The organism is uncultured Kordia sp. (genome assembly GCF_947489565.1).
Taxonomy (GTDB): domain Bacteria; phylum Bacteroidota; class Bacteroidia; order Flavobacteriales; family Flavobacteriaceae; genus Kordia.
In genome coordinates this window covers 550,863-574,688 of sequence record NZ_CANLEA010000001.1, presented here as the reverse complement: position 1 = coordinate 574,688, position 23,826 = coordinate 550,863, and the positions used below count along the sequence as shown (strand labels likewise).

Below are 23,826 nucleotides of genomic sequence, written 5' to 3'. Positions count from 1 at the left end.
GTTAATGTTAATTATTTGTTTCGTCTTCAGTTTCGCCATCTTCTCCTTCAGACTTTTTATCTTCTTTTTTGATCGCGTATTTGTTCCAGATTTTAATTTTATCTTCTTCTTTTAAACCTGAAAGGATTTCTATATTTTTTCCATCTGAGATTCCAACTTCTATGAATTTTTTCTCGAACTCTTGTGCTCCTTTTTCGATTTCCACATAAGGCTTGTCTTCATTTTTTGAATCAAATCTAAGTAATCCTTCATCAAGAACTAAGATATTTTCTTTTTTACCTAATTCAATCGTAGCATTTGCACTGTAACCAGCTCTGATAAAATGATTTTCGTCTAATACTACATCTGCTTTTATTTTAAACTGAACTGCGCCACTTTCTTCTACTCCTTTTGGCGCTACAAATGTTAATTTTGCTGCAAAATCTTTATCTTCTATAGCTCCTAAATTTACCGTAAGTTCTGTATTTGGTTTCAATTTTCCAACTTCCGCTTCATCTACTTTTCCTTCAAAGATCATTTTTCCTAAATCGGCAATCGTTGCAATACTAGTTCCTGCATTGAATGTGTTACTTTCAATTACTTGATCTCCTTCTTTTACAGGAATGACTAAGATGGTTCCGGAAACGGTAGCTCTAATGTTTGTATTTGCTGCAGAACCACCTACAGAACCTTTTTTGATAATTTGCAAATCGCTTTGTGCGTTACGCACTTCTTGTTTTGCCTGATTGTATGAAAGTTCGGCTCTTTCAAATTCTTGACTAGAGATGATTCCTTTGTCAAAAAGCGTTTTGTTTCTATCATAGGCAACTCTAGAATTATTCAGCACAATTTGTTGATTTTTAATTCTGTTTCGCGCACTGTTTAACGATTGTTCGTTTGGCACGACTTTGATTCTTGCGATTAAATCTCCTGCTTGAATTTTATCACCTTCTTCGACAAAGATTTTTTCTATGATTCCAGAGATTTGTGGTTTTATTTCCACTTCGTTTTCAGGAATTACAGTTCCTGCCGCTACTGTTTTTTCAATAATGGTGTCTTTAAACGCTGTAGTCGTTTCAAAGGTTTCTATATTCTTTTGATTTGACTGCACAAAGTATGTTCCTGCAAAAAATGCGCCTCCTATAAGTATAATTACGAGTAGGATTCTTAAAACTTTCTTCATCTTATTAGTTCTTGGTTTAATATCTGATTGATGTGTATTATTATTCTTCAACTATTGTTTCTTTGTGTGATTGATATATTTTTATTCTTCTCGTAGTGCTTCTATTGGCCGAATACTTACGGCACGTTGCGCAGGTATGAGTCCTATTAAAGTTCCTAGTATGACCATGATCGCAATGGCAAATCCGATGTATTGTAAACTTACCGTTGGATTCATAAATGGGAAATCGTCCCAACTTTTAGCAAAATTATTTAACACTGACAACGACAATCCGCCAACCGTCATTCCTAAAATTCCTGCAACTAGCGTTAAGAATACAGATTCTAAAATAATTTGTCCTCTAATTTCTCCCGGTTTTGCTCCTAAAGCACGTCTGATTCCTATTTCTTTTGTTCGCTCTTTTACTGTAATTAACAATATATTTCCAATAGCGATGACACCTGCTAGTATTGTAGCAATTCCTACAATTAGCGCCGTAAATTTTAATCCTTTGACAAATCCTGTAATCTTCCCAAACATTTCTCCAAAGTTTGCTGCTCCAAAAGCTCTTTCGTCATTTGGATGTACAGAATATCTTCTTTTTAGTAGTTCTTTTGTTTTTTCTTCAATCGCAACAATATCTTCATCTGGATATCCTGCAATAACCATCCATCCAATTCTGTTTCCTGTATTGAATACTTTTTTGAACGTGGTAAATGGGATAAATATAGAATCGTCTCCTTCAAAGAAGTCTGTATTATTTTCTTTGTACACACCTACGATTTGAAAATAGATATTACTAATTTTAATGTATTGTCCTATGGGATTATCGTCTTTTTCAAAGAGTTCTTTTTCGATACGTTCGCCAATCACACATATTTTACGGTTAGACGAAATATCTTTATGATTTAAGAAACGTCCTTTTCGCAGCTTCTTTTTTGATACATTATCAATAATTGGATAGTCTCCAAAAACCTTATAGTTTCCTGATTTTAGTTTATTCACAACCAAAGGTGCAGCTCCGTCAAAAATTCCTTTTGCATTACGTGGCACTACAAATTGCACACCTTCAACCTGATTTGCGATTCGATAGGTATCATTAAGTTCTAAACGAATGGTTCTATTTCTGTTGTATCCTGCGTACGGAATTCCAGTTTGTTGTCCCCAAAGAAAAATACTGTTTGTAGCCAAGTCTTTAAAGGTATAATCGAATCCATTTTCCATACCTTTTGCAGCCCCTTGAAGTCCCACAAAAAGTAAAATTCCCCAAAAAACACCAATAATAGTGATAGCCGTTCGTAGTTTGTTTTTACGAATGGTTCCGAAAATTTCTTGCCAAGTATCTCTTGTAAATATAAATCTCATGTTGTTTCTTGGTTCTTTTTATTCGTCTCTCAATGCTACAATTGGTTTTACTTTAGCAGCTCTTCTCGCTGGAATGTATCCTGCAATGAGTCCTGATAGCACCAAAATAATGGTGGCTCCAATAATTGTTCCTTGACTTACATTTGGGTTTGTTATAAACCAATCTTCTAGCTTGTTACCCATGGAATTCAGTATGAGATTTCCTATGAGCAAGCCTATGTATCCAAATAATAATGTGACGACAATCGTTTCTTGCAAAATCATTCCGATTACAGAACTTGGCTTGGCACCTAATGCTTTTCGAATTCCTAGTTCTTTGGTACGTTCTTTTACAATATATACCATGATGTTACTGATTCCAATAACACCTGCGAATAGCGTTCCGATACCAATCCAGAGTACGATGATTTGTAATACATTGGCAACATTGAGTGTTTCTTCTAAGTCTTCAATTTGATTCCTTACATAAATTCCGTTTTGATCACTTGGCGCAACATTGTGTTTCTTTTTTAATTCTTTTTCAATTTCTTTAGAAAGCTTACGTGCTCCATTTGCCCCAATATTGATATCATACATTAAATTGATCTGGTCAATTTTTTCTGTGTTTTTATAGATGAGTTGCGTTGTGCTTACCGGAGTATATATCGTACGTTCTTCACGATCGCCACTACCTTTATCACTAAACACACCTACTACTCTATAAATGATTCCTTCAATATTGAAATATTCTCCTAGCGCATCTTCGTTTCCAAACAAATCTTTTTCTACCAAACGTCCAATAACGGCGATTCTAGCATCTGTTTTGATATCGTTTTCATTGACATAACGTCCTTTTTCTATATCGGTTTGTTCTATGTATTGATGTGATGGATGTACTGCGCGTACGGTGTAGTTTCCGTATTCATTTTTATATTTTGCAGTAACTCCTTTACGAATACGCGCTGTTATGTGTTGAATACGTCCTTCAAATTTTTCTTTTAGGAAGTCTAAGTCTTCGTTTTCGAACTCAATGCGTCTGTTTTCCTTAAATCCTTTGAATGGTTTTTTGGCAAATCCTGGATAAATGAAAATGGTATTTTGTGCATCGTCTTGAAATGCTTCGTAGAATGTGTTTTTTAGCCCATTTCCCATTCCAAAGAGAATCGTAAAAATCAAGATTCCAAGCGTCACCGTAAAACCAGCCAAGAGCGTTCTTAGCTTGTTCTTATTGATGGTTTGTAATATTTCCCGCCAACGGTCTAAATCAAACATGCTCTGAAGCTCTTACTTGTTCTACAAATGTATCTTTTTCAATAACACCATCTTTTAGCTGCACAATACGTTTTGTCATATCGGCAATATCTGGCTCGTGTGTTACGACCAAAATAGTTTTTCCTTCATCATTAATTCCCTGCAAAAAGTCCATTACTTCATACGAAGTTTTGGTATCTAAAGCTCCTGTTGGTTCATCTGCCAACAAAACTTTTGGTTCAGAAGCCAAGGCGCGTGCAATTGCCACACGTTGTTTTTGTCCTCCAGAAAGTTCACTTGGCAAGTGATGCGCCCAATCTGCAAGTCCTACTTTTTCTAGATAGTATAATGATTTTTCTTTTCTTATTTTTCGTGAAATTCCTTGATAATATAATGGCAATGCCACATTTTCAGCCGCATTTTTATAGTTGATCAAGTTGAACGATTGAAATATAAATCCTAAGAATTTATTGCGATATATGGCTGCTTTCTTTTCGCTTAGATTTTCAATTGGAACATTGTCTAATATGTATTCGCCTCTTTCAGCTACATCAAGCATTCCAATAATATTTAATAGTGTAGATTTTCCTGAACCAGAAGACCCCATGATGGATACAAATTCTCCTTCTTTTATATCAAGGTTGATTCCTTTTAGTACATGAAGCTCATTACTTCCCATACGATAGGACTTGTGTAATTCATTAATCTGAATCATAATTGGTTAGGTATTTATTAACACAATATTACATATTTGGAATTATATGTATTATTAATATTGTGTTAATCTTGTTTTTGTATTGATGATATTATGTATAAGACTACCTAAACACGATTTCGTTACAAAAAATTATGATTTTTTTACTGCATTCTTTTTGCTGTACACTTTATACAAATAGAATCCTGTAAGTGCAACGAGCACATAAGGAATTGCCATAAGATATACGATTCCATTATTAACACCTTTGGCTTGTGCTACATTGGATTCGGATTCTAAAACAGCTCTACACATAGCACATTGCGCATCTAACGGAAGTGCGTATAGAAAGACTATAATGAGTACTATGGCATATTTCTTTTTCATTATTGCATTGCATTTATTGCGTATTCAGCTTTATCAGATGAAATCATTAAGAAAACAACAACTCCCGTTATTGCTACATATAACCATATTGGAAAGGTGATTTTTGCTATTTTTTTGTGCTTATCAAATCGTTTTGCTAAGGCTTTTACATAAGTGATTAACACCAATGGAATGATAGCTACACTTAATACAATATGCGAAATCAGGATAAAGAAATAGATTCCTCTTGTGAGTTGATCTGGGTTTTGAAATTTTGCAGATTCAGAAGTCATATGATAGGCTACATACATCGCCAAAAATGCTACTGAAAGCCCAATACAAATTTTCATTAAAGTTTCGTGCAACTTTACTTTTTTGTTTTTAATCGCTATAACCGCAGCAATTAATACAACTGCCGTAATTCCGTTAATGGTAGCATATATTGGTGGTAAAAACGTTAGCGGTTTTACACCTTCTAGTTTTACACCAAATAAAATGGCTACTACTAATGGAATGGCAACAGATAATATTACGATCCATTTTTTATATTTCTTTTCGATGTCGTTTGCTGCTTCCATACTTTTACTGTTCTTCGTCCAATAAGTTTTTAATATCTTCTTTTAGCATTTCTATCTCTTTCGGATCTGTTCCTTGATAGTAGACTTTAGGATTTCCATGATTGTCTTTACGCGAACGTATGAATCCGTTTTTGTCAATTAAAGCAAAGAATCCTTGGTGTTCAAAACCGCCTGCTACTTCCGGGTTGATTCCTGTAAAGATATTAAAGCCTTTGTTTGATAATTCGTGTAATTTTTTCAAATCACCTGTTAAGAAATGCCAATTGAGTGATTTTACACCGTAACGTTCTGCATATTCTTTTAATACTTTTGGCGTATCTTTTTCTGGATCAATGGTAAATGATCCGATTGCAAAATCGTCTCTTTCATGAAATTCATCGTCCAATAAACGCATATTGTTATTCATTACAGGGCAAATAGTAGGACATGTCGTAAAGAAGAATTCCATCACCGTAACTTTCCCTCTAAAATCTAGATTTGAGATTTCTAAGTTGTCTTGATTTGTAAATAAGAATTCTGGAACACTTCGTGCTTTATCGTCAATTTTAAGGTAGAGTAATTTTGTATTTCGCTCTTTCCCTACAATGTTCATGCGATCTTTTTCTACCGTTTCACCTTTACTGATTTTATCGACAATTCTTGGAATGAAAATGATTCCAAAAACTAAGATAATGAATGCGATTCCGATGTATGAATAGTTCTTTTTTTGCATTGTTTTATTTTTTCAAGTCTTCGTTTCTTCTTTCATCAGATTTTTTACCTCTGTACTCCACAAAAAGAATGCGCAAGTCATCTGTCATTTTCCCTGAAAGGTCTGAGATTATGGTAGTATTATAACCATGAAGCATGTATTTTGCGACACCTTCTCGTAATTCAACTTTAGAACGATCGTCAAAACGACCGCGTAAGTTTTTGTCTTTATCTATGATATACATATAGTCTGAGCTATTGTATTCATCTAATGTTAATGGAGATTCTAATCCGAGGAAAATACGATTGAGTTCTGGGTTGTCTACAACTAAGAAATTCCAGTATTTAAGTTCATCTGAAAAACGGCTAATTTCTTGTTTTAAGCCTTTTATTTCTTCTTCTTGTCCTGGAGTCACCAACATAACAAGTTGAAAGTGCTTAAATCCACTAAAGCGCTTGTATATTTTTTGATTCAGATTTAGCACATTAATCCTTCTATCTTTTACATTGCTTCCTAAAAATCCTAGAATGGTAATTTTTCCATCAAATTGAATGGTATCTCTCTTTTCATACGATTCGTAATTCACCAAATCGGATACGTTTGTTTTGATCACAGGAAGTGGCGTATAATTGTGATTGGTAAAAAGAAGAAGTAACACAATAAATATAGGTAGTAAGAATAGAACTCCTAAAATAACCTTCTTTTTCATATCTCAGTATTAACATTTGTAATCAGTTATATAGCAGTTGCAAAACAGTTGATTTTCAGTAATATTTCCTGCTAAAACTTTCGTTCTGCAAAAATAAAAATCGATTCGCGATTTACCGCTATAATCTTTCGTTTTTTTTAGTTTTTAGCAAGAATTAACAGGTCTTCTTTTTAGATACGATTTGGAAAATCATTTTTTAGCATGCATGCGATGATTCTCTGAAATTCAAGCATAAAAAAAGGCAGTAAATTTTACTGCCTTTTCTTTATATGTTTTGTGTCATTTTAGAAATTCCACTTGATGTATCCATTTGTTTTTACACCTTCAATATAAGTACCTTCTTGTAATAAGATAAACATTAAATAGCATATTAAGAATATCCCTGTCCAAACTACGGCTCTTCTTAATGAACTCTTTTCATCACGTAAGTGCATAAAGTCCCATGCAATATAATACGCTTTCACCAATGTTAAGATGATGAATATCCAGTTTAAATATTTCATTCCAATGAAATAGTTTTCAATAAGGAATGCAGGTTTTACAATACCTAATCCAACTTCTACAATTGTTACTATAGATAAGAAGATTAAAACGCCCCAAATTTTCTGAACGTTAGACTTGAATTTTAAAGTTCCTCTAAATATGGCTAATTTATGTTCAGTATGTCCGTGATCGTGTGCCATGATATATGATAATTTCTTTGATATATATTTTTATTAAACTAAGTAGAAGAAGGTAAATACGAATACCCAAACTAAATCGACAAAGTGCCAATAGAGCCCAACTTTTTCTACCATTTCATAATTATTCTTTCTTCTGTCGTATGTTCCTAAAATTACATTGAAGAAAATAATGATATTGATCACTACTCCTGAGAATACGTGGAATCCGTGGAATCCTGTAATGAAGAAGAAGAAATCTGCGAATAATCTATTTCCGTACTCATTATGGATAAGGTTTGCACCTTTTACATATACTACGGCATCTTTTAATGCTTTTTCAGATTCAGCTCTGGTCAACACACCTTTTTGTCCTGTTTGATCTGCATTTACATACTTACTTTCATAGCTTGCTGCTTTTGCTGCATCTGCTGGATCGCCAGAAGCTTTTAATCGCTCAATATTTGGCATTAATTCTTGTGTACGAACTGCTAAGTGTGATTTTGCATTGAATCCTGTTACTACATCTTGTACAGAGTATTTAGGCAATGCTGGTTCTGAAACAAACCAAAGACCATCTTTACTTTCGTGTTGTACTCTTTCTTTGTGTGAAGCATGTGCAAAGTCTTCTACAGAAACTCGGTGCATTTTTTCATCACCTTCTGCCATACGTGTATCCACAAATTGAAGTATTTGACCACCTTTAGTTTCTAAAGCTCCATAAGAACCTTTGATAAAGTTTGTCCACTCCCATGCTTGCGAACCTAAGAAGATTCCTCCACCAATAATGGTAAGAAACATATAGAAAGTTACTTTCTTCTTGTTCATATGATGTCCAGCATCTACTGCCAATACCATTGTTACCGAAGAAGCAATTAATATAAATGTCATTAATGCTACGAAGTACATTGGATTATCTCCGTGTGATCCAGGAAAGTGATTATATACTTCATCGGCAATTGGCCATGAATCAATGAATTTAAATCTTGAGAATCCGTATGCGGCTAAAAATCCTGAGAATGTCAATGCATCCGACAAGATGAAGAACCACATCATCATTTTTCCATAGCTGGCGTTGAGCGGCTTATTTCCGCCTCCCCAAACTTTACCTTCTGTGCCTGTATTTGAAACAGTAGCTTCCATAAAAAGTTTACATTTTTAAAAAATTGTTCAAATTTACGTTTTTTTCTTATCTTAAGAAATATAAAAATAAAAACAAGAAGACCCACAATATATCTAGGAAATGCCAGAACATTGCACCTAGTTCTAAACCAAGTGTTTGCCCTTGTTTATACTTTTGTTTAAAATGATTATAAATTACAACTAACAACACTATAATACCAGCAGCGACGTGCAGTAAGTGTGTTACAGTTATGATATAGATAAAAGACGTTGTTACCGTACTTTGACTTCCCGTAAAATAAAACTTGCTTGCAATGATTTCATTGAACCCTACAAACTGTAAAATTACAAATGCAATTGCGAGCGCTAGTGTAGCCACTAAAAACATTCCCGCATCACGTTGTTTTCCTTTTTGTGTAGCATTTTTTGCCAAATGAAATGTAATACTACTCGCTATGATTACCAATGTACTATAGAAAAAAGCTTTTGGCAATATCAGTGTTTTTAACCAATCTGGACGTTCTTGACTCACAATATAGGCGCTTGTCAATCCGGCAAACATCATAAACATGCTAATCATACCAAACCACAACATCATTTTCCTTGATCTCGCTTTCTTTTCTTGAAATGTCCCTTGCGTTAAATCCATAGTTTATTGTAAAAATTTATCTACCACAAATATTATTTGCATTAGCGTAATATACCCAACACTTGCCAACATTAAAGCTTTGGCAGATTTGTTGTCCATGTTTTTATATAATCGGATTCCATAATATAATAATCCAACTCCAGCTAAGAATACCAACACTGCTGCTACAATCGATAATTTTAATTCCCCCGTAAGTCCTGAAACTGGAAATATTGAGATTAAAATTAACCAAACTGTATACATGATGATTTGCAATGCTGTTGCTTTGTTCTTTTTACCTGTAGGCAGCATAAAAAACCCACCTTTTTTATAATCGTCATATAAGAACCAACCGATGGCCCAAAAATGTGGAAATTGCCAAAAGAATTGAATCATGAATAGAATTCCAGGTTCAATACCAAATTGATTTGTTGCAGCAACCCAACCTAACATGAATGGAATGGCTCCAGGAAATGCGCCAACAAATACCGCTAATGGTGTTTTTGTTTTTAATGGTGTATACACACAAGTATATAAGAAAATAGAAATCGCACCAAACATTGCTGTTCTTGGATTGATAATGTATAAAATTCCGATTCCTAATATGGTGAATAGTGCTGCAATGATGAATGCTGTTGTTACAGACATACGACCTGATGCTACGGGACGATTTTTTGTACGATCCATTTTTGCATCCAAATCTTTTTCTATGATTTGATTAAATGCGTTTGAAGCGCCAACCATAAAATACCCTCCGAAAGCCAGTAGACTTAAGATTTTAAAACTAAAACCATCTGATCCAACAGCCAATAAGTATCCTGCTAGTGAAGAGAAGACTACACTGATTGCTAATCCAACCTTTGTAAGCTGTTTAAAATCTTCAATTACTGAAGCAAATGAGTATGTTTTTTTAAGTGTATTCAATGCCGTTTTCATCAACCTTGGTAAATTCCTGCAAAGATAGAATACTAATCCTTTGTATGCAATGATTTTCAAAGAGTTTTACTCCTTTTCTCAAAGTATTTACTTTTCTATTTTTATCTTTGGAAAGGAAGTAGATTTCTCAACGACTATTGTCTCAAATCTATTGTATGAAATGAACCAGAATTATGAATCGATTCTCGGCGAATTCCATCTCACAAAATTAATCACTTAAAAACAGACAGATGAAATTTTTAAAAACTACTTTATCGCTTATTTTTTTATGTTCAGTTTCTATTGGATTCGCACAAAAGAAAGAAGTTCAAATTAAAGTCACTAAAGTTACAGACCATGTATATATGCTTGTTGGACAAGGTGGAAATATTGCCATTTCGGTTGGAGAAGACGGTGTTTTTATGATTGATGACCAGTTTGCACATTTGACTCCAAAGATTTTAAAAGCAATTCAAGAGATTACCGATCAGCCAGTAGAATTCTTAATTAACACACATTGGCATGGCGATCATACTGGCGGAAATGAAAATATGCAAAAAGAAGGAGCTGTGATTGTAGCGCATGAAAATGTAAGAAAGCGCATGAGTATGGATCAATTTAATAAAGAACGAAACAAAACTAAGAAAGCGTCTCCTAAAGAAGCTTTACCTATTATCACTTTTTCAAAAGATGTTTCTTTCTTTTTTAATAACGAAAGCATTTTTATTTTCCATGTTCACGAAGCACATACAGATGGCGATGCCATGGTATATTTTACAGAAAGTAATGTATTGCATACCGGCGATGCTTATTTTCAAGGAAAGTATCCTTATATCGATTTGAGTTCTGGCGGAAGCGCACAAGGATATATTGCGGCTATTAAAAAGGCACTACTTGTTATTAACGATGACACTAAGATTATTCCTGGACACAGAAATATTTCTAATAAAGCAGAATTACAATCGTATTTAGAAATGCTAGAAAGTATTGAAAAAAATGTAATGGCTGAAATTAAAGCAGGTAAAACTGAAGAAGAAGTAACCAAAAACACAGCTATTACTAAGAAGTACGACGACTTAGGATATGGTGATTGGTTTATCTCCGGTGAGGTTTTGAGAAAAACTTTTTACAGAAGTCTACAAAATATCAATTAACATTTTAAAATTTGCAATGATAATGCCTGCGATTACAAAGAAAGCACAGCACAATATAAACACTGGATACTCTTTTACGGTATAGTTAGGGTCTGTTTGTCGCTTATAAACTGCTAAATCAAGAGACTTATATCCTAAATATATAAATGGCAAAATGAGGAGTAAGATGAAAAACGGCTTAATCATTCTAATAATAGGTTTGGGCGTACAAGAATGTAAGATATCTTGTGGTTAATTTTTTTCGAGGCTTTAACAAATTTAATAAAAAAAATGGAACAGCAATGTTAAAAATCAAAATACCAATTAAAAATATCGGTACGAATCCCAAAATTAAACCAAGTTGTATTTTCCTTAAAATCGACTAATGTATTTGCATCTGGATTGAAACTTCTGTACGTAACATTTGCAAAGATTTTTAGGTTGGTTTTTGGGTTTACAATGTACCCAACATTTAAATCACCTATAAGCACATTGGTTTTGTTTCCTTGTAATAATTCTACACCTGTATCTCCAATACGATTATCATTGTCAATAAATATATTGCTTCCGTAACTCGCATTGTCGATTGCTGGGTCAAAATCTAAACCTCGTTGTCCGTAAATTAGTTTTGCGCTTCCATACCAACGATCGCGATTGTATCGTGCAATTCCGACTACTTCGCGGAAATTTGCGCCCCACAAATGCGCTAACGATTGGTTATTGTGTCCGTAGTTTGTAGCTACTTCATTATGTGAATACGTGTATGGGCGCACTTGATTGTACTCTAATTGCAAGAGTAAATTATCTACTTTGAATGCATTGTAATATTTTGCCCCAAGTTGAAATCCAAATTTATTTTTCCAACTTTGATTGCCAGCTTTGATGTCGTTTAATGAAAATTCATCCAAAATAAATTGCCCATAGAAATTTACATTATCATTCCATTTGTATTTTGAACTCAGTCCTACTATAGCATTTCCGGCACGTGATCCTGTAGAAAATTCTATCGCACGATAAAATATGATTGGATTTACGTAATTGATATCAAATCCGCGATTGTTGTCATTTTTCCAAATCACAGATTCAAAGAAACCTAAGTTTAGTTTTTTGGATACATTCCAACTTAAAAAATGATTCGCAATGTATTTTGTTAAGAAAGCACCATCTTCATTTACTTCTGGACGCACATCACGCAACCACATCCAAGTGTTGGTATATTTTATTTTCCAGAAAGAAGTGTTTAATTTTAGATATGGATACGGACTTACCGCATCACTTACAAATAACGAACGATATCCATCTCCAATAAAGTTTCTGCCGTGTCCAAATTGCACATTGAACATTTTGTTTGGCGAATACGATATATAGCCTTCTGCTACTGGATAATCATACGCATCTGTTTTGAATTCTTTGGCAATTCCGCGACCGGGAATAATTGCTGGATTTCCTCCTGCTGGTCGAATACTTTCTGCATATCTGTTTACATAATCTGCAAAACGACCTTGGCTTTCAAAAACAGTAGCTCCAAAGTTGAATCCTTTTCCTAATCCTCCTTGCACTTGAAGTCCTCTGGTATTGTTATACGTATAATCGACTTCACCACCTGTATTTTTCCCTAATTGTAAATCTAAAATAGGATCTAACACAAACCAGTAATTTTCACCTTTTACCGTAACTAGATGTTCATTCCATAATTTACGTCCAACCCAAGAAGAAGCTTGTTTTTTAAGTTTGCTCTGTTGTGCATTAAAGTCGTAATAATTAGAAACTGTATTGTATAAATACGGTTTCGAAGCTGTGTGACTGTTTGTACCTACCAAATTGATTTGGCGATCAAAATACGCGTACATATCATGCGAAAAAGGGATGTTTAAGTTACTCGCATACAATTCGTCTTCGTACGGAACTAATTCGTCATTTACAGTATCAAACTCTGTTTTTGCCACTGACTCTAGTTCATTTTCTTTTTCTTCAAGTGTTTTGGGTTTTTCGATAGCTTCTAAACTTCCTAATGGAATTTCTAACTTTATTGTAAATTGTAGATAGGCTGGTTTTCCGCTATAAGTAGATGGTTGTACTGTTGGCAATAAACCAAAAACACGTTTTATTTCTGTTTTCAACTCTTCGTATACTGCATCGACATAGAGTACTTTAAATTTTCCTTCTTTCGTAACTTCAAACAAAACGACCAATTCGCCAGTGTATTTTTCTTTGCTGACAATTTCTGGTTCTTTGAAGTTGGAATTGATGAATGTTCTGAGTGTCGTATTAAAGCAATTTTCAAGATCTGCAATGTCTACATTTTCACATTCTTTAAATACAGGATATTTTTCATAATCGTTATTAGAAGTTTGCCCTAATGCGAATTGAAATGCTAAAAATATAAGTAGATAAATAGACGCTTTGAGTCGCTGCATGTTTGAGGATTTATGAATGCGAAAGATACTATATTTTCACAAAAAATTGATTCATTCGTCCTTGTTATGATGTCAGATTTTTAAAAAGTGAGGTCATTTTTAACACTATCAAAAAAATTTGAGGTGTTTTTTTCGCTATTTTTATCTTAAGAAGATGCAAAATTCCTGCTATTTAGCAGAAAAAAGCAAATATATGCCGATAAAAGTCATTAATTCAGCTTAATAAAAGCTCTATAAATTACTTTTTCGTACTTTTGTATCATACTTTCTGATTAAATGACCTTTGTAAGTCTTGGTAACATTTACAAAAGGCTTTAAGTTGACATTTTTCATAATAATCGGTTTTAATGTTAATGTAATGATATGTCACAGAAAGTATACCTAAAAAACCGAGTTAATAACTCGGTTTTCCTTTTTTAGTATACTATGTATTTCTTACTAATCTACTTTAAGCATAATAGGCAATGTATATTTAACTTTTACATTTTTATTTCGCTGTTTTCCTGGCTCCATTTTCGGAAGTAATTTAATAACACGTTTTGCTTCTCTTTCTAATTTTGGATGCGGACCACGTGATTGAATTCCTGTTACATTTCCGTTTTCATCAATAATGAATAATACATTGATTCTTTTTACACCTTCGTCCAATCCTAATTCATTTGCAAGACCTGAATCAAATTTACGTCTGATCAGTTTATCTACTTTTTCAGACATACACTTTTTTCTTTTCTCTTTGCTCTTGTATTTTTCACAACCTGGATAGATTGGCGCATCTTCAATAAAAGCAAAAGGAATTTCTTCAGGAACTTCAACAGTTTCTTCAACTTCAACAGTACTAACATCTACTAACGAAGTAACTTCTACTGGCTCTGATGTTGTTTTTAAGACCGTTTCTTTAAGATCTTTGTGATCGTTCTCTACCACTTTCACTTCATTAGTGATAAGTTTAGTCTGAACTTCTGGCTCAGGCTTTAATTCTTTGACCACAACCACTTCTTCTTTAAAGACTGGCACGTACGTCATGTCGTCTTCAATTGGATCTACATTTTCTGCTACTTTTGGAGCAGCATCAGTTGTTTGTACTTGAAATAGTGTGTAAATAATAAATAAACTCAGCATGAGGCTCACTGAGAATCTTAATAAAGAGTTTTTTTCTCCTTTTAAGTCGTTCTTTTTAGCAAGGTGACTTTCGTGTACACCGTTAGCATTCACATCTTTGTTGTGAGTTGCATTTTTCATATTAATCGGTTTTAATGTTAATGTTGTGTTAACATCAAGAAACGTACCAAAAAGAAAAAGCCCGAGCATTTTGCTCGGGCTTTCTATATCTTTTAATGTTTTCTTAACTTATTGTACTTTGAAAACGATTGGTAACGTGTAATTTACACCTACTGGCTTACCTCTTTGCTTACCAGGCTTCATTTTTGGAAGGCTCTTAATTACTTTCTCAGCTTCTTTTGCTAATCTTGGATGCGGCGCTCTTGAACGTACATCTGTAATGTTTCCTTGTCTGTCAATTTTAAATACAACAAAGATTTTTTGCACACCTTCTAAATCTAGGTCAGATGCTAATTCTGTGTTGAATTTTTTATTAACGTGCTTTTGCACTTTTTCAGACATACATTTTTTTCTTTTTGCCTTACTTGTAAATTTTTCACAACCAGGAAAGATAGGAGCATCTTCAATTACTGAGAATGGTACATCTTCAATAACTTCTTCTTCTTCTACCACTTCTACGTCTTCAACTTCTTCGATTACTTCGTCTTCTGTTGTTTCTGTAGATTCGATTACTGTTTCTTCCACTTCCTCTTCATCTTCAACAACTTCAATAATCTCTGGAGCTGGTGGCGGTGGCGGTGGCGGTGGTTGTGTTAATTGTTCCGTGATGATCATTTCTTCTTCATCACTTTCAATTAGGTCAACTGTTTCTTCTTTTACGACTTCATCGTAAGCTGTCCACTCCATACCTTGCCAGATAAGGAATGTCACTAATGCTAAACCTAAGGCTAGATAAAATAGACTATTTTTTCTTAAGTCAACATCTGGATTCTTCTTTGCTTCCATAATAATAGAGTTTTAATGGTTGCTAATTTAATTATTTATTAGCAGAAATAACAATTAATTCTGCGTTTTTAACTTTCTATTTTTCGCAATAAACCATTTTATGATGAATATTGCAAATATTATGCCTGTTGTGTTTGCAAGTGCATCTTGCCAATCTCCTTGTCTGTTTTCAACCAATGTTTCTTGCATAATTTCTATGATGATCCCATACACAAAAGCAAAAAGAGCGCTTATAAGCAGTGCATTTTTTTGCAGTTTATCATTGGTGATTCCTCTAGAAAAAGCTAAAAACCAAGCGATAGTAAACAGGAAATATATGATTCCATGCATGAGTTTATCAGCATAAGAAAAATGTAATACCTGCGGGCCTTTTAGCGTTATTAGACTTAAAATTGTAATTGCAATTGTCCAAGCAATAGCGCCAACAGAAAAGATATATTTAAGCACCTACAACTTCTTTGTAACCTTCTATATCAAGTAAATCCTCAATTTGAGAAGCGTCTTTGATGGCAATTTTAATCATCCAACCTTCTCCATAAGGATCTTTGTTTACTAATTCTGGATCGTCTTCTAACTTCTCATTAAGTTCTATTACTTCTCCAGTAAGCGGCATGAATAAGTCAGATACTGTTTTTACAGCTTCTACGGTACCAAAAACTTCATCTTTCTCTACTTCTTCATCTAAAGTATCAACATCAACATATACAATATCACCTAGTTCTCCTTGTGCAAAGTCAGTAATTCCAACAATGGCAATTTCCCCTTCAATTTTAATCCACTCGTGGTCTTTTGTATATTTTAAATCTGCTGGTATGTTCATTTTGTGTGCTATTTTAGTGTTATTTTGAGCAAATGTACTTTTTTCTCTTTAAGTTTTCAACCTCTGTTATTGTTAATTTCCAAAATTGTATCGAAGTGTAATTCCTGATCGAATGGTTGTTTGTGGAAATGCTGTAGATACTGCAAATTCAGAGAATGTATGATCATAATAAAACAGTGCCGTTAAATTTCTACTTAGCGCATAATCTGCTGTGAATTTAAGCGACCAAAGTGTTTGTCCTGCTGTTACTTGATTGTTAAATAAATCAAGGCTTCTTATGATGGTAATATTATCTCGTAATGATAAGTCAGCTTTTAAGTTTAAGTCTCCTTTTAAGGTTGTTTTCTTTCCTGCAATACGTGTATCAATACGCACATCTTTGAAACGATATCCTAATCCTACGATGTATTCATTTCCAGAAACCTCCGTAAGCAGATTGTTATCAAAACTTAACGATAATGCACGATCACGCTTTACTTCTGCTAATATTTTAACAGAGTTTTTCATTTCCATATCAATTCTTAGTAATGGATTGAACTGCTCTACTAAGTTAATGTTAGAGAATATGTTTTGATTGTGGAAGTTTCCTCCTTGATCTACATTCGTTGTTCCAAATGGATTTGCCGCATCATAATCTAAGTTGTTTCTAAACGAATTGATGGTATAACTTGAACGATATCCATGTGTTAATGAGAAACGTTTGAAACGCTTTTTAAACCATTTTAATCGCATCAATCCTGTATACTTTATTGTCCAGTTTGGAATTGGCACATCTCTAAAAGCTCCAAGCTTGATGTCGTTTGCATCTTTTCCTGAATACGCTGCTAAGAACGCTGGTAATAATACGGCTTGATTTGTTTTTCCGAATCCATCAGGGAAACCATCGCCATCTGTATCTGTTAATGGTTGCCCATTTGCAACGGCTAAACGTCTTGCTATGATTTCTCGGTTATTTTCAAATTCTTCAAATGTTGCCGATTGATTTTCATCACTCTGCTTAAATGCTGTTTTTATTAATAAGGTAGAGATTCCGAAGTTTCCAAAGGTATTTCCAGCTCCATTTGGTGATAAAGAAATGTATTCACCATTTTGAACATTGAACTGCTCTGAGAAGTTTTCTGAGAAGTTACGATTGGCTACTACATCTATTTTTAAATCTCTCATTGGCTCAACCATCGCCGTAATGTCCAAGTTTTTGTTGTGCACTTGCGTGAATTGTTGGTTGAATCCTGTAAATTCAGTTAAATATCCTTGTCGCGCTGCTTCATATCGAACATCAGCTTGACTACCGAATACAAATCCGAGAGATGGTTTTAATGTTCCTATAAACCCAATAGAAGGTGTATATCCTGGCAATACTTTACCATTATTTTCTGAATAGCTAATATTGATACGCTTTACACTTCCTACAATATCTACTATTGTGTTAAATACTTTTGTTCCAACACTCGCATTTTTAGACGTTTTGCTGTTCTGATCTGCTGCTTTATCGCCTGGAACTCCTGGCGAACGCGCATTTCTAGTTTTTAGATTTGTTTTTCGGTTTCCTTTACGTTTTCTCACAAAACCTATGTATTTATAGAATTTTGTCATGTCTAACGTAGCATTCAAGTTATGCGTGTTTGCATTTTGAATGGTGTTTAAACGTTCTCCTGAAACTTCTTGTAATACATCCGAACCACGTTGCCAGTTAAAATCTCCTGTATAACTATAGGAAGCTGATAAGAAGCTAAACGTTGGAATTTTATTCAGCGGTAAATCATAGGTTAACTGTAACGATTGTGTATGCGTGTTTGGATCACCAATATCCCAGAATCCGTCCCATATACCCAAATCTGGATTCACCTCTCCACTTTCGTCAAAATAATTATTGACAATATTATTATTTGCAGCAGTGAAATTAAATCGCAATGAGTTTGTCAAATTATAGTTGATTGCATACGACCAATCAAATAAGAAGTTACGCTGTTGCAAACGAGGCAATTGACTATCTTCTCCCAACGTTGGATCTCTGTATATTTGATCGTTAAAACTTCTAGTAATATTTGAGTTTAATGAAATACTCGTTGGCAATGGATTGAAGTTAAAATCTTTTAACCATTTCCAATATCTTCCTGTAAATAAAGAATCATTCTTTTTGAAAGGCTCAATGGATTTTGGTTGAAAGTTAAAGTTATAATCTAATCCTGCACGTACATTTTCATCACGTAATGATTGAATTTCAAAATCGTGATGTTTGGTTTCGTTATAAGAATATGAAAGCGTAAGATTTTCCACATCATAGAAACGCGCTTTTTGATCTTGCCCTCTTTCTTTTCGAACCCCAATAAAGTTTATACTTTTTCGCTTGGTATAGTTGATCGCTCGGTTTCGAACCCTTTCTTTTCCTTCGTCAGTTGTTTCAACGTCAATGGCATCGTCCAATCTAATATCTTGATAGAATGGATCAAATTCTGGCGTGATAATTTCTTCACCAACACTATAATTGAATGGAATTTTAATTCCCCATTTTTTAGGTAATAATTGTCCTAAACTCATATTGGTAACAACATCATATTGCTTTACCTCTTCTCTGCTTCGATCGTTTGGCGATTGCTCAATGTTTCCAAAACCAACTGTACTAATTCTTCCTGTTGCTGATACTGTAGCAAAGTCTGCAAGGTTTGCATCTAACGAACCAACTGCTGCCCAACCTCCACGATTTTCTAATTCTGCTAAACGCAATTCGTTGAACCAGAATTCACCACAAATTGGAATTCCACCAACAGGCGTATCTGTTGCATCTAAGCCTGTAGCTGTCGCGTTTTTTACACCTACCATTAGTGAACGTACTCGACCGATTGTCGGATTACCAATAATGGCAATACGCATACGTTCGTCCGTTCCATACGGTTCAAATTGGTTTAAAATTTCTTGAGCATTCTCATCATAATATTTCACTTCATTAGCACTATTCGTGTTCGTGAAATTTTGCGCTTTTATTCGCGTTAACAATGCTAACGGTATGTCAAATTCATTTCTCCAAACATCTTCTGGAGAAGATTCATCTGGCAATGTTACATTTAATGGAATTTCTACTTGATAGTAATTCTGTGTAAAGTCATTACCAAATCGTAAAAATGCTACGGCTTGTTCATCCGCAAGCTGCTGTGTTTGTCCTGCTAGTGTTTCAGCATGCACAAACATTTTTAAGTTTTTGTATTGTCGTAAATCAATGTCAATATTCTTGAATACACCACGCGAATCTCCGGCTTCTAAATCACATAAAACCATTCCGAGTGATTGCTCATTTTGACGAATTACCGTATTGTTATTGTTCAATTGTTCACGTACTACTCCTGGTGGAATTACGTATCCAATTGGTTGTTTGTTTGAGTTTTCTTCGATGTTTACAATGTTTACATCAAATTGTGTGTTTGCGTCAGCTCCATCTTGTGGATCATCGCCATTATCTTGTAATGATAAGTTGTAACGCCTCCAGTCTCCACGAATTAAATCAAGTGTTCCAAAACGCAATACTGTACGTTCGTTAAATCCTGTCATATACATACGAATAAAACGAATGGCTCTTAAATCATCTAAAGAAATTCGGTCGTCAACATCTTGCTTGTAGAAATCTGTAATTGGAATTTTGAACTGAATCCAACGCGCAGTTGTTGTTACTCCTGGATCTGGTGTTTCAATACCATCTACCAAACGCACATCTGTAATATACGTTTCTGTAGCTTCATCTAAGTTTGGTCTGATAGGAACTCTAAACTGAAAATAGTTATCAATCGTGTTCATCGTTTGATCTCGGTTGATATCTTCTACATCTGGTACTGTCGTTGAACCTCTATTGGTATCTGTTACCGTAATTGGTGAGTTTCCTTGTGTTCCATTATAGTTTTTGTAACGTTCTAAAACATCTCCACTTGCATTTAAGAAGTATTGATAGTTATCTGCTGCTGGATCGGCTTCACCTGCATAGTTTGTATATTTTGCAGCTTCTTCCGTATCATTTAAACCATCGAGTCCAATATCTTGTACTTGTCTGTTAGCATCATCTGAATCAAATGCATATACTAAAGATTGTGTTTGCGGTACTTGTCCCCAAGCTGTTTGAGTTACTAAAGGATTGACAGCATCTGCTTCCGGAAGTCCGTTTTCATATTGCTTACGTCCATCTTTCAAAACATCTTCAGAAATATTACCAATATTCAAAACAAGTTCTCCACCTGTACTTGAGTTATTACCTTCAGAATAATATGGATCTAACACCCAAAATTGGATGTATTCTACGTTTGCTTGCTCAAAGTTTGTCGTTGTTACAGGACGCATAATTCCTGCCCAATTGTTTTGTTCTGGTTGCCCAGCAAAACTTGGATTGTTATTATATGGTCCTCTTTCGTTTGGATAATACGCTAAATCTAATGTAGTTTGTACCGTAGTTTGTCCACGAGCAATATCTGTTTGCGGGAATATTTCGTTTACAAAAATCCTACGTGTTTCACTTGTAGATACATCTGTAGGAGATATTCCGCCTGGCGCTTGGTTTCCGTAAAATATAGGATCAATGGTATACCAAGCTAATCTTGCTCTGTTGTATCCATATTCTAATTGATCGTTTCCAAATTCACCACCTAAGTTATCACCTAATGTATTTCCTGGTGTTCCAGGTGTACTGGCTAAGAACCATCCTAATGGAGATTTGATATCTATGGTCGATTGTGCACCTTCAAAATCGTCCACATATGCTGTAGCTTCTCCTTGGAAATCTGCATTTTTTGGACTTCCTGGTAATAAATATGCAAATTCTCCACGAACAGATACATTTGAAGGAACATCTGTATCTATGTTTGGTAATTTATTCACCAATCGTGTCAAGAATGGCACTTCTGTAGAATAGTTTCCGTTAAATCCGAAAATAGAGTTATTTACAGGCTCTGCACCATAATTTGCCTTTTGCGTTATTGGTCGTTCATTTAAGTTTAAGAAGGTAGCTCCAATTAAGAAATCTTTACTGAATTGATGCTCAACATTAATTCCTGTGAATCGTTTGTTTTGCTGACCAAAGAGTGAGTTGTTTTCAACAGAAACATTGATTGGTGTGTTTGATGCTTTTAAGGCTTCATCTAAAATTTGTACACGTCCTAATTGATAGTTTACGGTATAATCGATTCCTTCTTGTAATACACGTCCACCAGCAGTTACTACTACCGAACCTCTTGGCACATTGAAAGCTCCAAGTGGAATTCCGTCGCCACCTTGTGATTTGTAACGTCCTTTTAATTGGAATTTATTCAACTCAGCATCATCTAACGCACCTGCTTTCGTCTCTTTATACATGGCTCTGTATACATAGCGTGATTGGTTGGCGTTGTAGTCGTTGGGATCATTATAATCTTCCGAAGCTGCATTTCTTAATTTTTCGAATAAGTATTCTCCAAATGGTTCAACCGTGGTAAATATAATGCGTCCAAACTCTTGATCGACTGTAATTCCGGGTAAATAATCAAAGAAACCATCTCCACCTGCTTGTGGATTTTGATAGATATCTAATCGGTCTAAATTGAATACTCTTAGTAATATTTCATCTGCCACATCTGCAGGTAATGCAGGTCCACCTTCCGCGGCTGTAATATAGTTTACAGGAGAAGGATCGGTGTATAAGATATTTAATCTGAAATCTTCTGGACTTAATTGGTATGCATCTGTTGAGTAGATGTTTTTCATCATTAAGTCCCAAATTGGATCTTCAACTTCCGTAATGGCACTTTTTAGAAGTTTTACAACTAAGTTTTGATTTTGAATTTGAGTTGCATTACCATTTGCATCTGTATCGGTTACTTGCGTTGCATCAATTCCTCCATTAGCAAATTCACCAACTTGATATACTTGTCCGTTTGCGGTATACTGAAATGCCACAGCCAACACCTCATCATTACTTAAACGCTGATTTAAAGAGATGTATCCTAATTTTGTGTCAATTTTATATTCATTCTCATTCAGTTTTCTTGCATTTTCCAAGTATACATAATCAAAGCCTTGCTGCACATTCGTAGAAACTGCTCCAAATCCTTGTTGAATAGTAGCAATATCACGAATTGACTCTAGTAAAACTGAATTCGCAGAACCAATAGCTTCAGGGTTGTACCTGTTATTTTCATTGTCTGGAAATGCATCAAGAGCAGCACCATTGAATATAATTGCTTGGGTTGTCCTCATCTTATCTGGATTGGATTCCCCTAAATCTTGTAAACCTACAATATTACGTACATTTTGAGTTTGTGCAGACCTGTTTGTTACCCATACTTCCACACGTGTAATTTCTACTGGTGTGTTTGGAAACGGATAGTTTGCTTGTGCAATATTATATCGATCTCTAAAGTATTGTGATAAGAAGAAGTGACGATCTTCATCATAGTCTAAAGCAAATAATGCGAATTCTTCTATAGTTCCACCACCTTGTGCTGTAATAGATCTGGTTTGTGAACGTTGTTCAGAGAAAACTCCTGTGATACGTGTTTTTCCAAATTGTAATTCTGTTTTTACACCAAATAAACTTTGTGCTCCTGTGATCAGTGAACTGTTTAATGGCATACTTACGTTACCAACTTCAATTTTTTGTAAGATATCATCTTCTGTTGGTGTGTATTCTAATTTGATCTGATTTTGGAAGTCAAATGTAGATTCTGTATCGTAGTTTGCATTAATTTTTAGTCGTTCCCCAACTTTTCCTAGTAAACTTAAACTAATTCTTTGATCAAAATCAAAACTTAAGTTGCTTCGGTTTCTCGGCGATAAAGCTGGATTGTCATTTTTTTGGAAACGCACTCCAAGGTCAATGGCTACCGAACCTTGCGGAATTACTTCAATTGTATTTCCACCAAAAATACTTTCAAAGAAGCTTGAGTTGATATAAAATTTAGGCAGTAAGTTTTTCTGTGCATCTTCCGAACCATCTTTTTTTCCTGAAATCGCGTCAATTTTTTCCTTAAAGTAGCCTTTCATGCTTTCTTTAAGTAATAGCTCACGATATTGTTTTGGTGTTAAGATTAATGGGTATCGGATGTCATAATTACTTACCGTTTCCGTGTAGATATATCTATCTATTTTTGGATCATAGGTATATTTTGAGACAATGCTCGTTGGATTTTTTAGTTTTATTTTTCCAATAGCATAACCCGTTTTTGTTGAGTCTTGCGGCTGCGTTGTCGGTTCTTGCGCCGCTAGTATGGTGCTAAATAACAAAGCAAATACGACAAGCGTATTCCTGGTGTGTTTTGTTATTAGGTTGGTAATGTTTTCCAAA

At 34.5% G+C, this 23,826-nt stretch carries 19 protein-coding genes; 1 reads left to right on the top strand and 18 read right to left on the bottom strand.

Annotation, left to right across the window (positions count from 1 at the left end; all coding sequences use genetic code 11):
* Positions 1-7: 7 nt before the first annotated feature.
* The 12 genes from Q0845_RS02590 to cyoE form a co-directional block, all read right to left on the bottom strand.
* Positions 8-1,162, bottom strand: a complete 1,155-nt coding sequence (locus tag Q0845_RS02590; RefSeq protein WP_298508654.1) for an efflux RND transporter periplasmic adaptor subunit — start codon at positions 1,160-1,162, stop codon at positions 8-10.
* Between the two features lie 81 nt (positions 1,163-1,243).
* Positions 1,244-2,506 (bottom strand): ABC transporter permease, encoded by a 1,263-nt coding sequence (locus tag Q0845_RS02585; protein ID WP_298508650.1) that lies wholly within the window; start codon positions 2,504-2,506, stop codon positions 1,244-1,246.
* A gap of 18 nt (positions 2,507-2,524) precedes the next feature.
* Positions 2,525-3,757, bottom strand: coding sequence for an ABC transporter permease (locus Q0845_RS02580; protein ID WP_298508647.1), 1,233 nt, complete (start codon positions 3,755-3,757; stop codon positions 2,525-2,527).
* The gene (locus tag Q0845_RS02575) at positions 3,750-4,451 is read right to left on the bottom strand and encodes an ABC transporter ATP-binding protein (protein WP_298508644.1); all 702 of its coding nucleotides are present in this window, start codon (positions 4,449-4,451) and stop codon (positions 3,750-3,752) included. Before Q0845_RS02575 ends, Q0845_RS02580 begins: the two co-directional genes overlap by 8 nt.
* Positions 4,452-4,583: 132 nt before the next feature.
* Positions 4,584-4,817 carry a hypothetical protein gene (locus tag Q0845_RS02570; RefSeq protein ID WP_298508641.1) on the bottom strand — a complete coding sequence of 78 codons (234 nt, stop codon included), beginning with the start codon at positions 4,815-4,817 and terminating at the stop codon, positions 4,584-4,586.
* A complete protein-coding gene (locus tag Q0845_RS02565; RefSeq protein ID WP_298508639.1) occupies positions 4,817-5,374 on the bottom strand; it encodes a DUF420 domain-containing protein in 558 nt (185 codons plus the stop codon). Before Q0845_RS02565 ends, Q0845_RS02570 begins: the two co-directional genes overlap by 1 nt.
* Before the next feature lie 4 nt (positions 5,375-5,378).
* Positions 5,379-6,086, bottom strand: coding sequence for an SCO family protein (locus tag Q0845_RS02560; protein WP_298508637.1), 708 nt, complete (start codon positions 6,084-6,086; stop codon positions 5,379-5,381).
* 4 nt (positions 6,087-6,090) lie between these two features.
* The gene (locus tag Q0845_RS02555) at positions 6,091-6,774 is read right to left on the bottom strand and encodes a hypothetical protein (RefSeq protein ID WP_298508635.1); all 684 of its coding nucleotides are present in this window, start codon (positions 6,772-6,774) and stop codon (positions 6,091-6,093) included.
* Between the two features lie 284 nt (positions 6,775-7,058).
* Positions 7,059-7,457, bottom strand: a complete 399-nt coding sequence (locus Q0845_RS02550; RefSeq protein ID WP_298508633.1) for a cytochrome C oxidase subunit IV family protein — start codon at positions 7,455-7,457, stop codon at positions 7,059-7,061.
* 33 nt (positions 7,458-7,490) lie between these two features.
* The gene (locus tag Q0845_RS02545) at positions 7,491-8,576 is read right to left on the bottom strand and encodes a cytochrome c oxidase subunit 3 (RefSeq protein WP_298508630.1); all 1,086 of its coding nucleotides are present in this window, start codon (positions 8,574-8,576) and stop codon (positions 7,491-7,493) included.
* Between the two features lie 46 nt (positions 8,577-8,622).
* Positions 8,623-9,204, bottom strand: a complete 582-nt coding sequence (locus Q0845_RS02540; protein WP_298508627.1) for a cytochrome c oxidase subunit 3 — start codon at positions 9,202-9,204, stop codon at positions 8,623-8,625.
* A 3-nt stretch (positions 9,205-9,207) separates the two neighbouring features.
* The gene (cyoE, locus tag Q0845_RS02535) at positions 9,208-10,119 is read right to left on the bottom strand and encodes a heme o synthase (RefSeq protein WP_298508624.1); all 912 of its coding nucleotides are present in this window, start codon (positions 10,117-10,119) and stop codon (positions 9,208-9,210) included.
* Positions 10,120-10,349: 230 nt separating this feature from the next.
* On the opposite strand from cyoE, the gene Q0845_RS02530 reads away from it, so the two are divergent.
* Positions 10,350-11,252 carry an MBL fold metallo-hydrolase gene (locus Q0845_RS02530; protein WP_298508621.1) on the top strand — a complete coding sequence of 301 codons (903 nt, stop codon included), beginning with the start codon at positions 10,350-10,352 and terminating at the stop codon, positions 11,250-11,252.
* Positions 11,253-11,536: 284 nt separating this feature from the next.
* Here the strand turns inward: Q0845_RS02530 and Q0845_RS02525 are convergent, their stop codons facing one another.
* From Q0845_RS02525 to sprA, 6 genes are all read right to left on the bottom strand, one after another.
* Positions 11,537-13,648: a gliding motility protein RemB gene (locus Q0845_RS02525; RefSeq protein ID WP_298508618.1), complete on the bottom strand. Its 2,112-nt coding sequence runs from the start codon at positions 13,646-13,648 to the stop codon at positions 11,537-11,539.
* 438 nt (positions 13,649-14,086) lie between these two features.
* Positions 14,087-14,887: an energy transducer TonB gene (locus Q0845_RS02520; RefSeq protein ID WP_298508615.1), complete on the bottom strand. Its 801-nt coding sequence runs from the start codon at positions 14,885-14,887 to the stop codon at positions 14,087-14,089.
* Positions 14,888-14,995: 108 nt separating this feature from the next.
* Positions 14,996-15,712 carry an energy transducer TonB gene (locus Q0845_RS02515; protein ID WP_298508612.1) on the bottom strand — a complete coding sequence of 239 codons (717 nt, stop codon included), beginning with the start codon at positions 15,710-15,712 and terminating at the stop codon, positions 14,996-14,998.
* A 54-nt stretch (positions 15,713-15,766) separates the two neighbouring features.
* Positions 15,767-16,159 (bottom strand): VanZ family protein, encoded by a 393-nt coding sequence (locus Q0845_RS02510; RefSeq protein ID WP_298508609.1) that lies wholly within the window; start codon positions 16,157-16,159, stop codon positions 15,767-15,769.
* Positions 16,152-16,532: a glycine cleavage system protein GcvH gene (gene gcvH / locus Q0845_RS02505; protein WP_298508606.1), complete on the bottom strand. Its 381-nt coding sequence runs from the start codon at positions 16,530-16,532 to the stop codon at positions 16,152-16,154. The genes Q0845_RS02510 and gcvH overlap by 8 nt, the downstream gene beginning before the upstream one ends.
* Positions 16,533-16,604: 72 nt before the next feature.
* Positions 16,605-23,825: a cell surface protein SprA gene (sprA, locus tag Q0845_RS02500; RefSeq protein WP_298508604.1), complete on the bottom strand. Its 7,221-nt coding sequence runs from the start codon at positions 23,823-23,825 to the stop codon at positions 16,605-16,607.
* Between the last annotated feature and the right edge of the window lies 1 nt (position 23,826).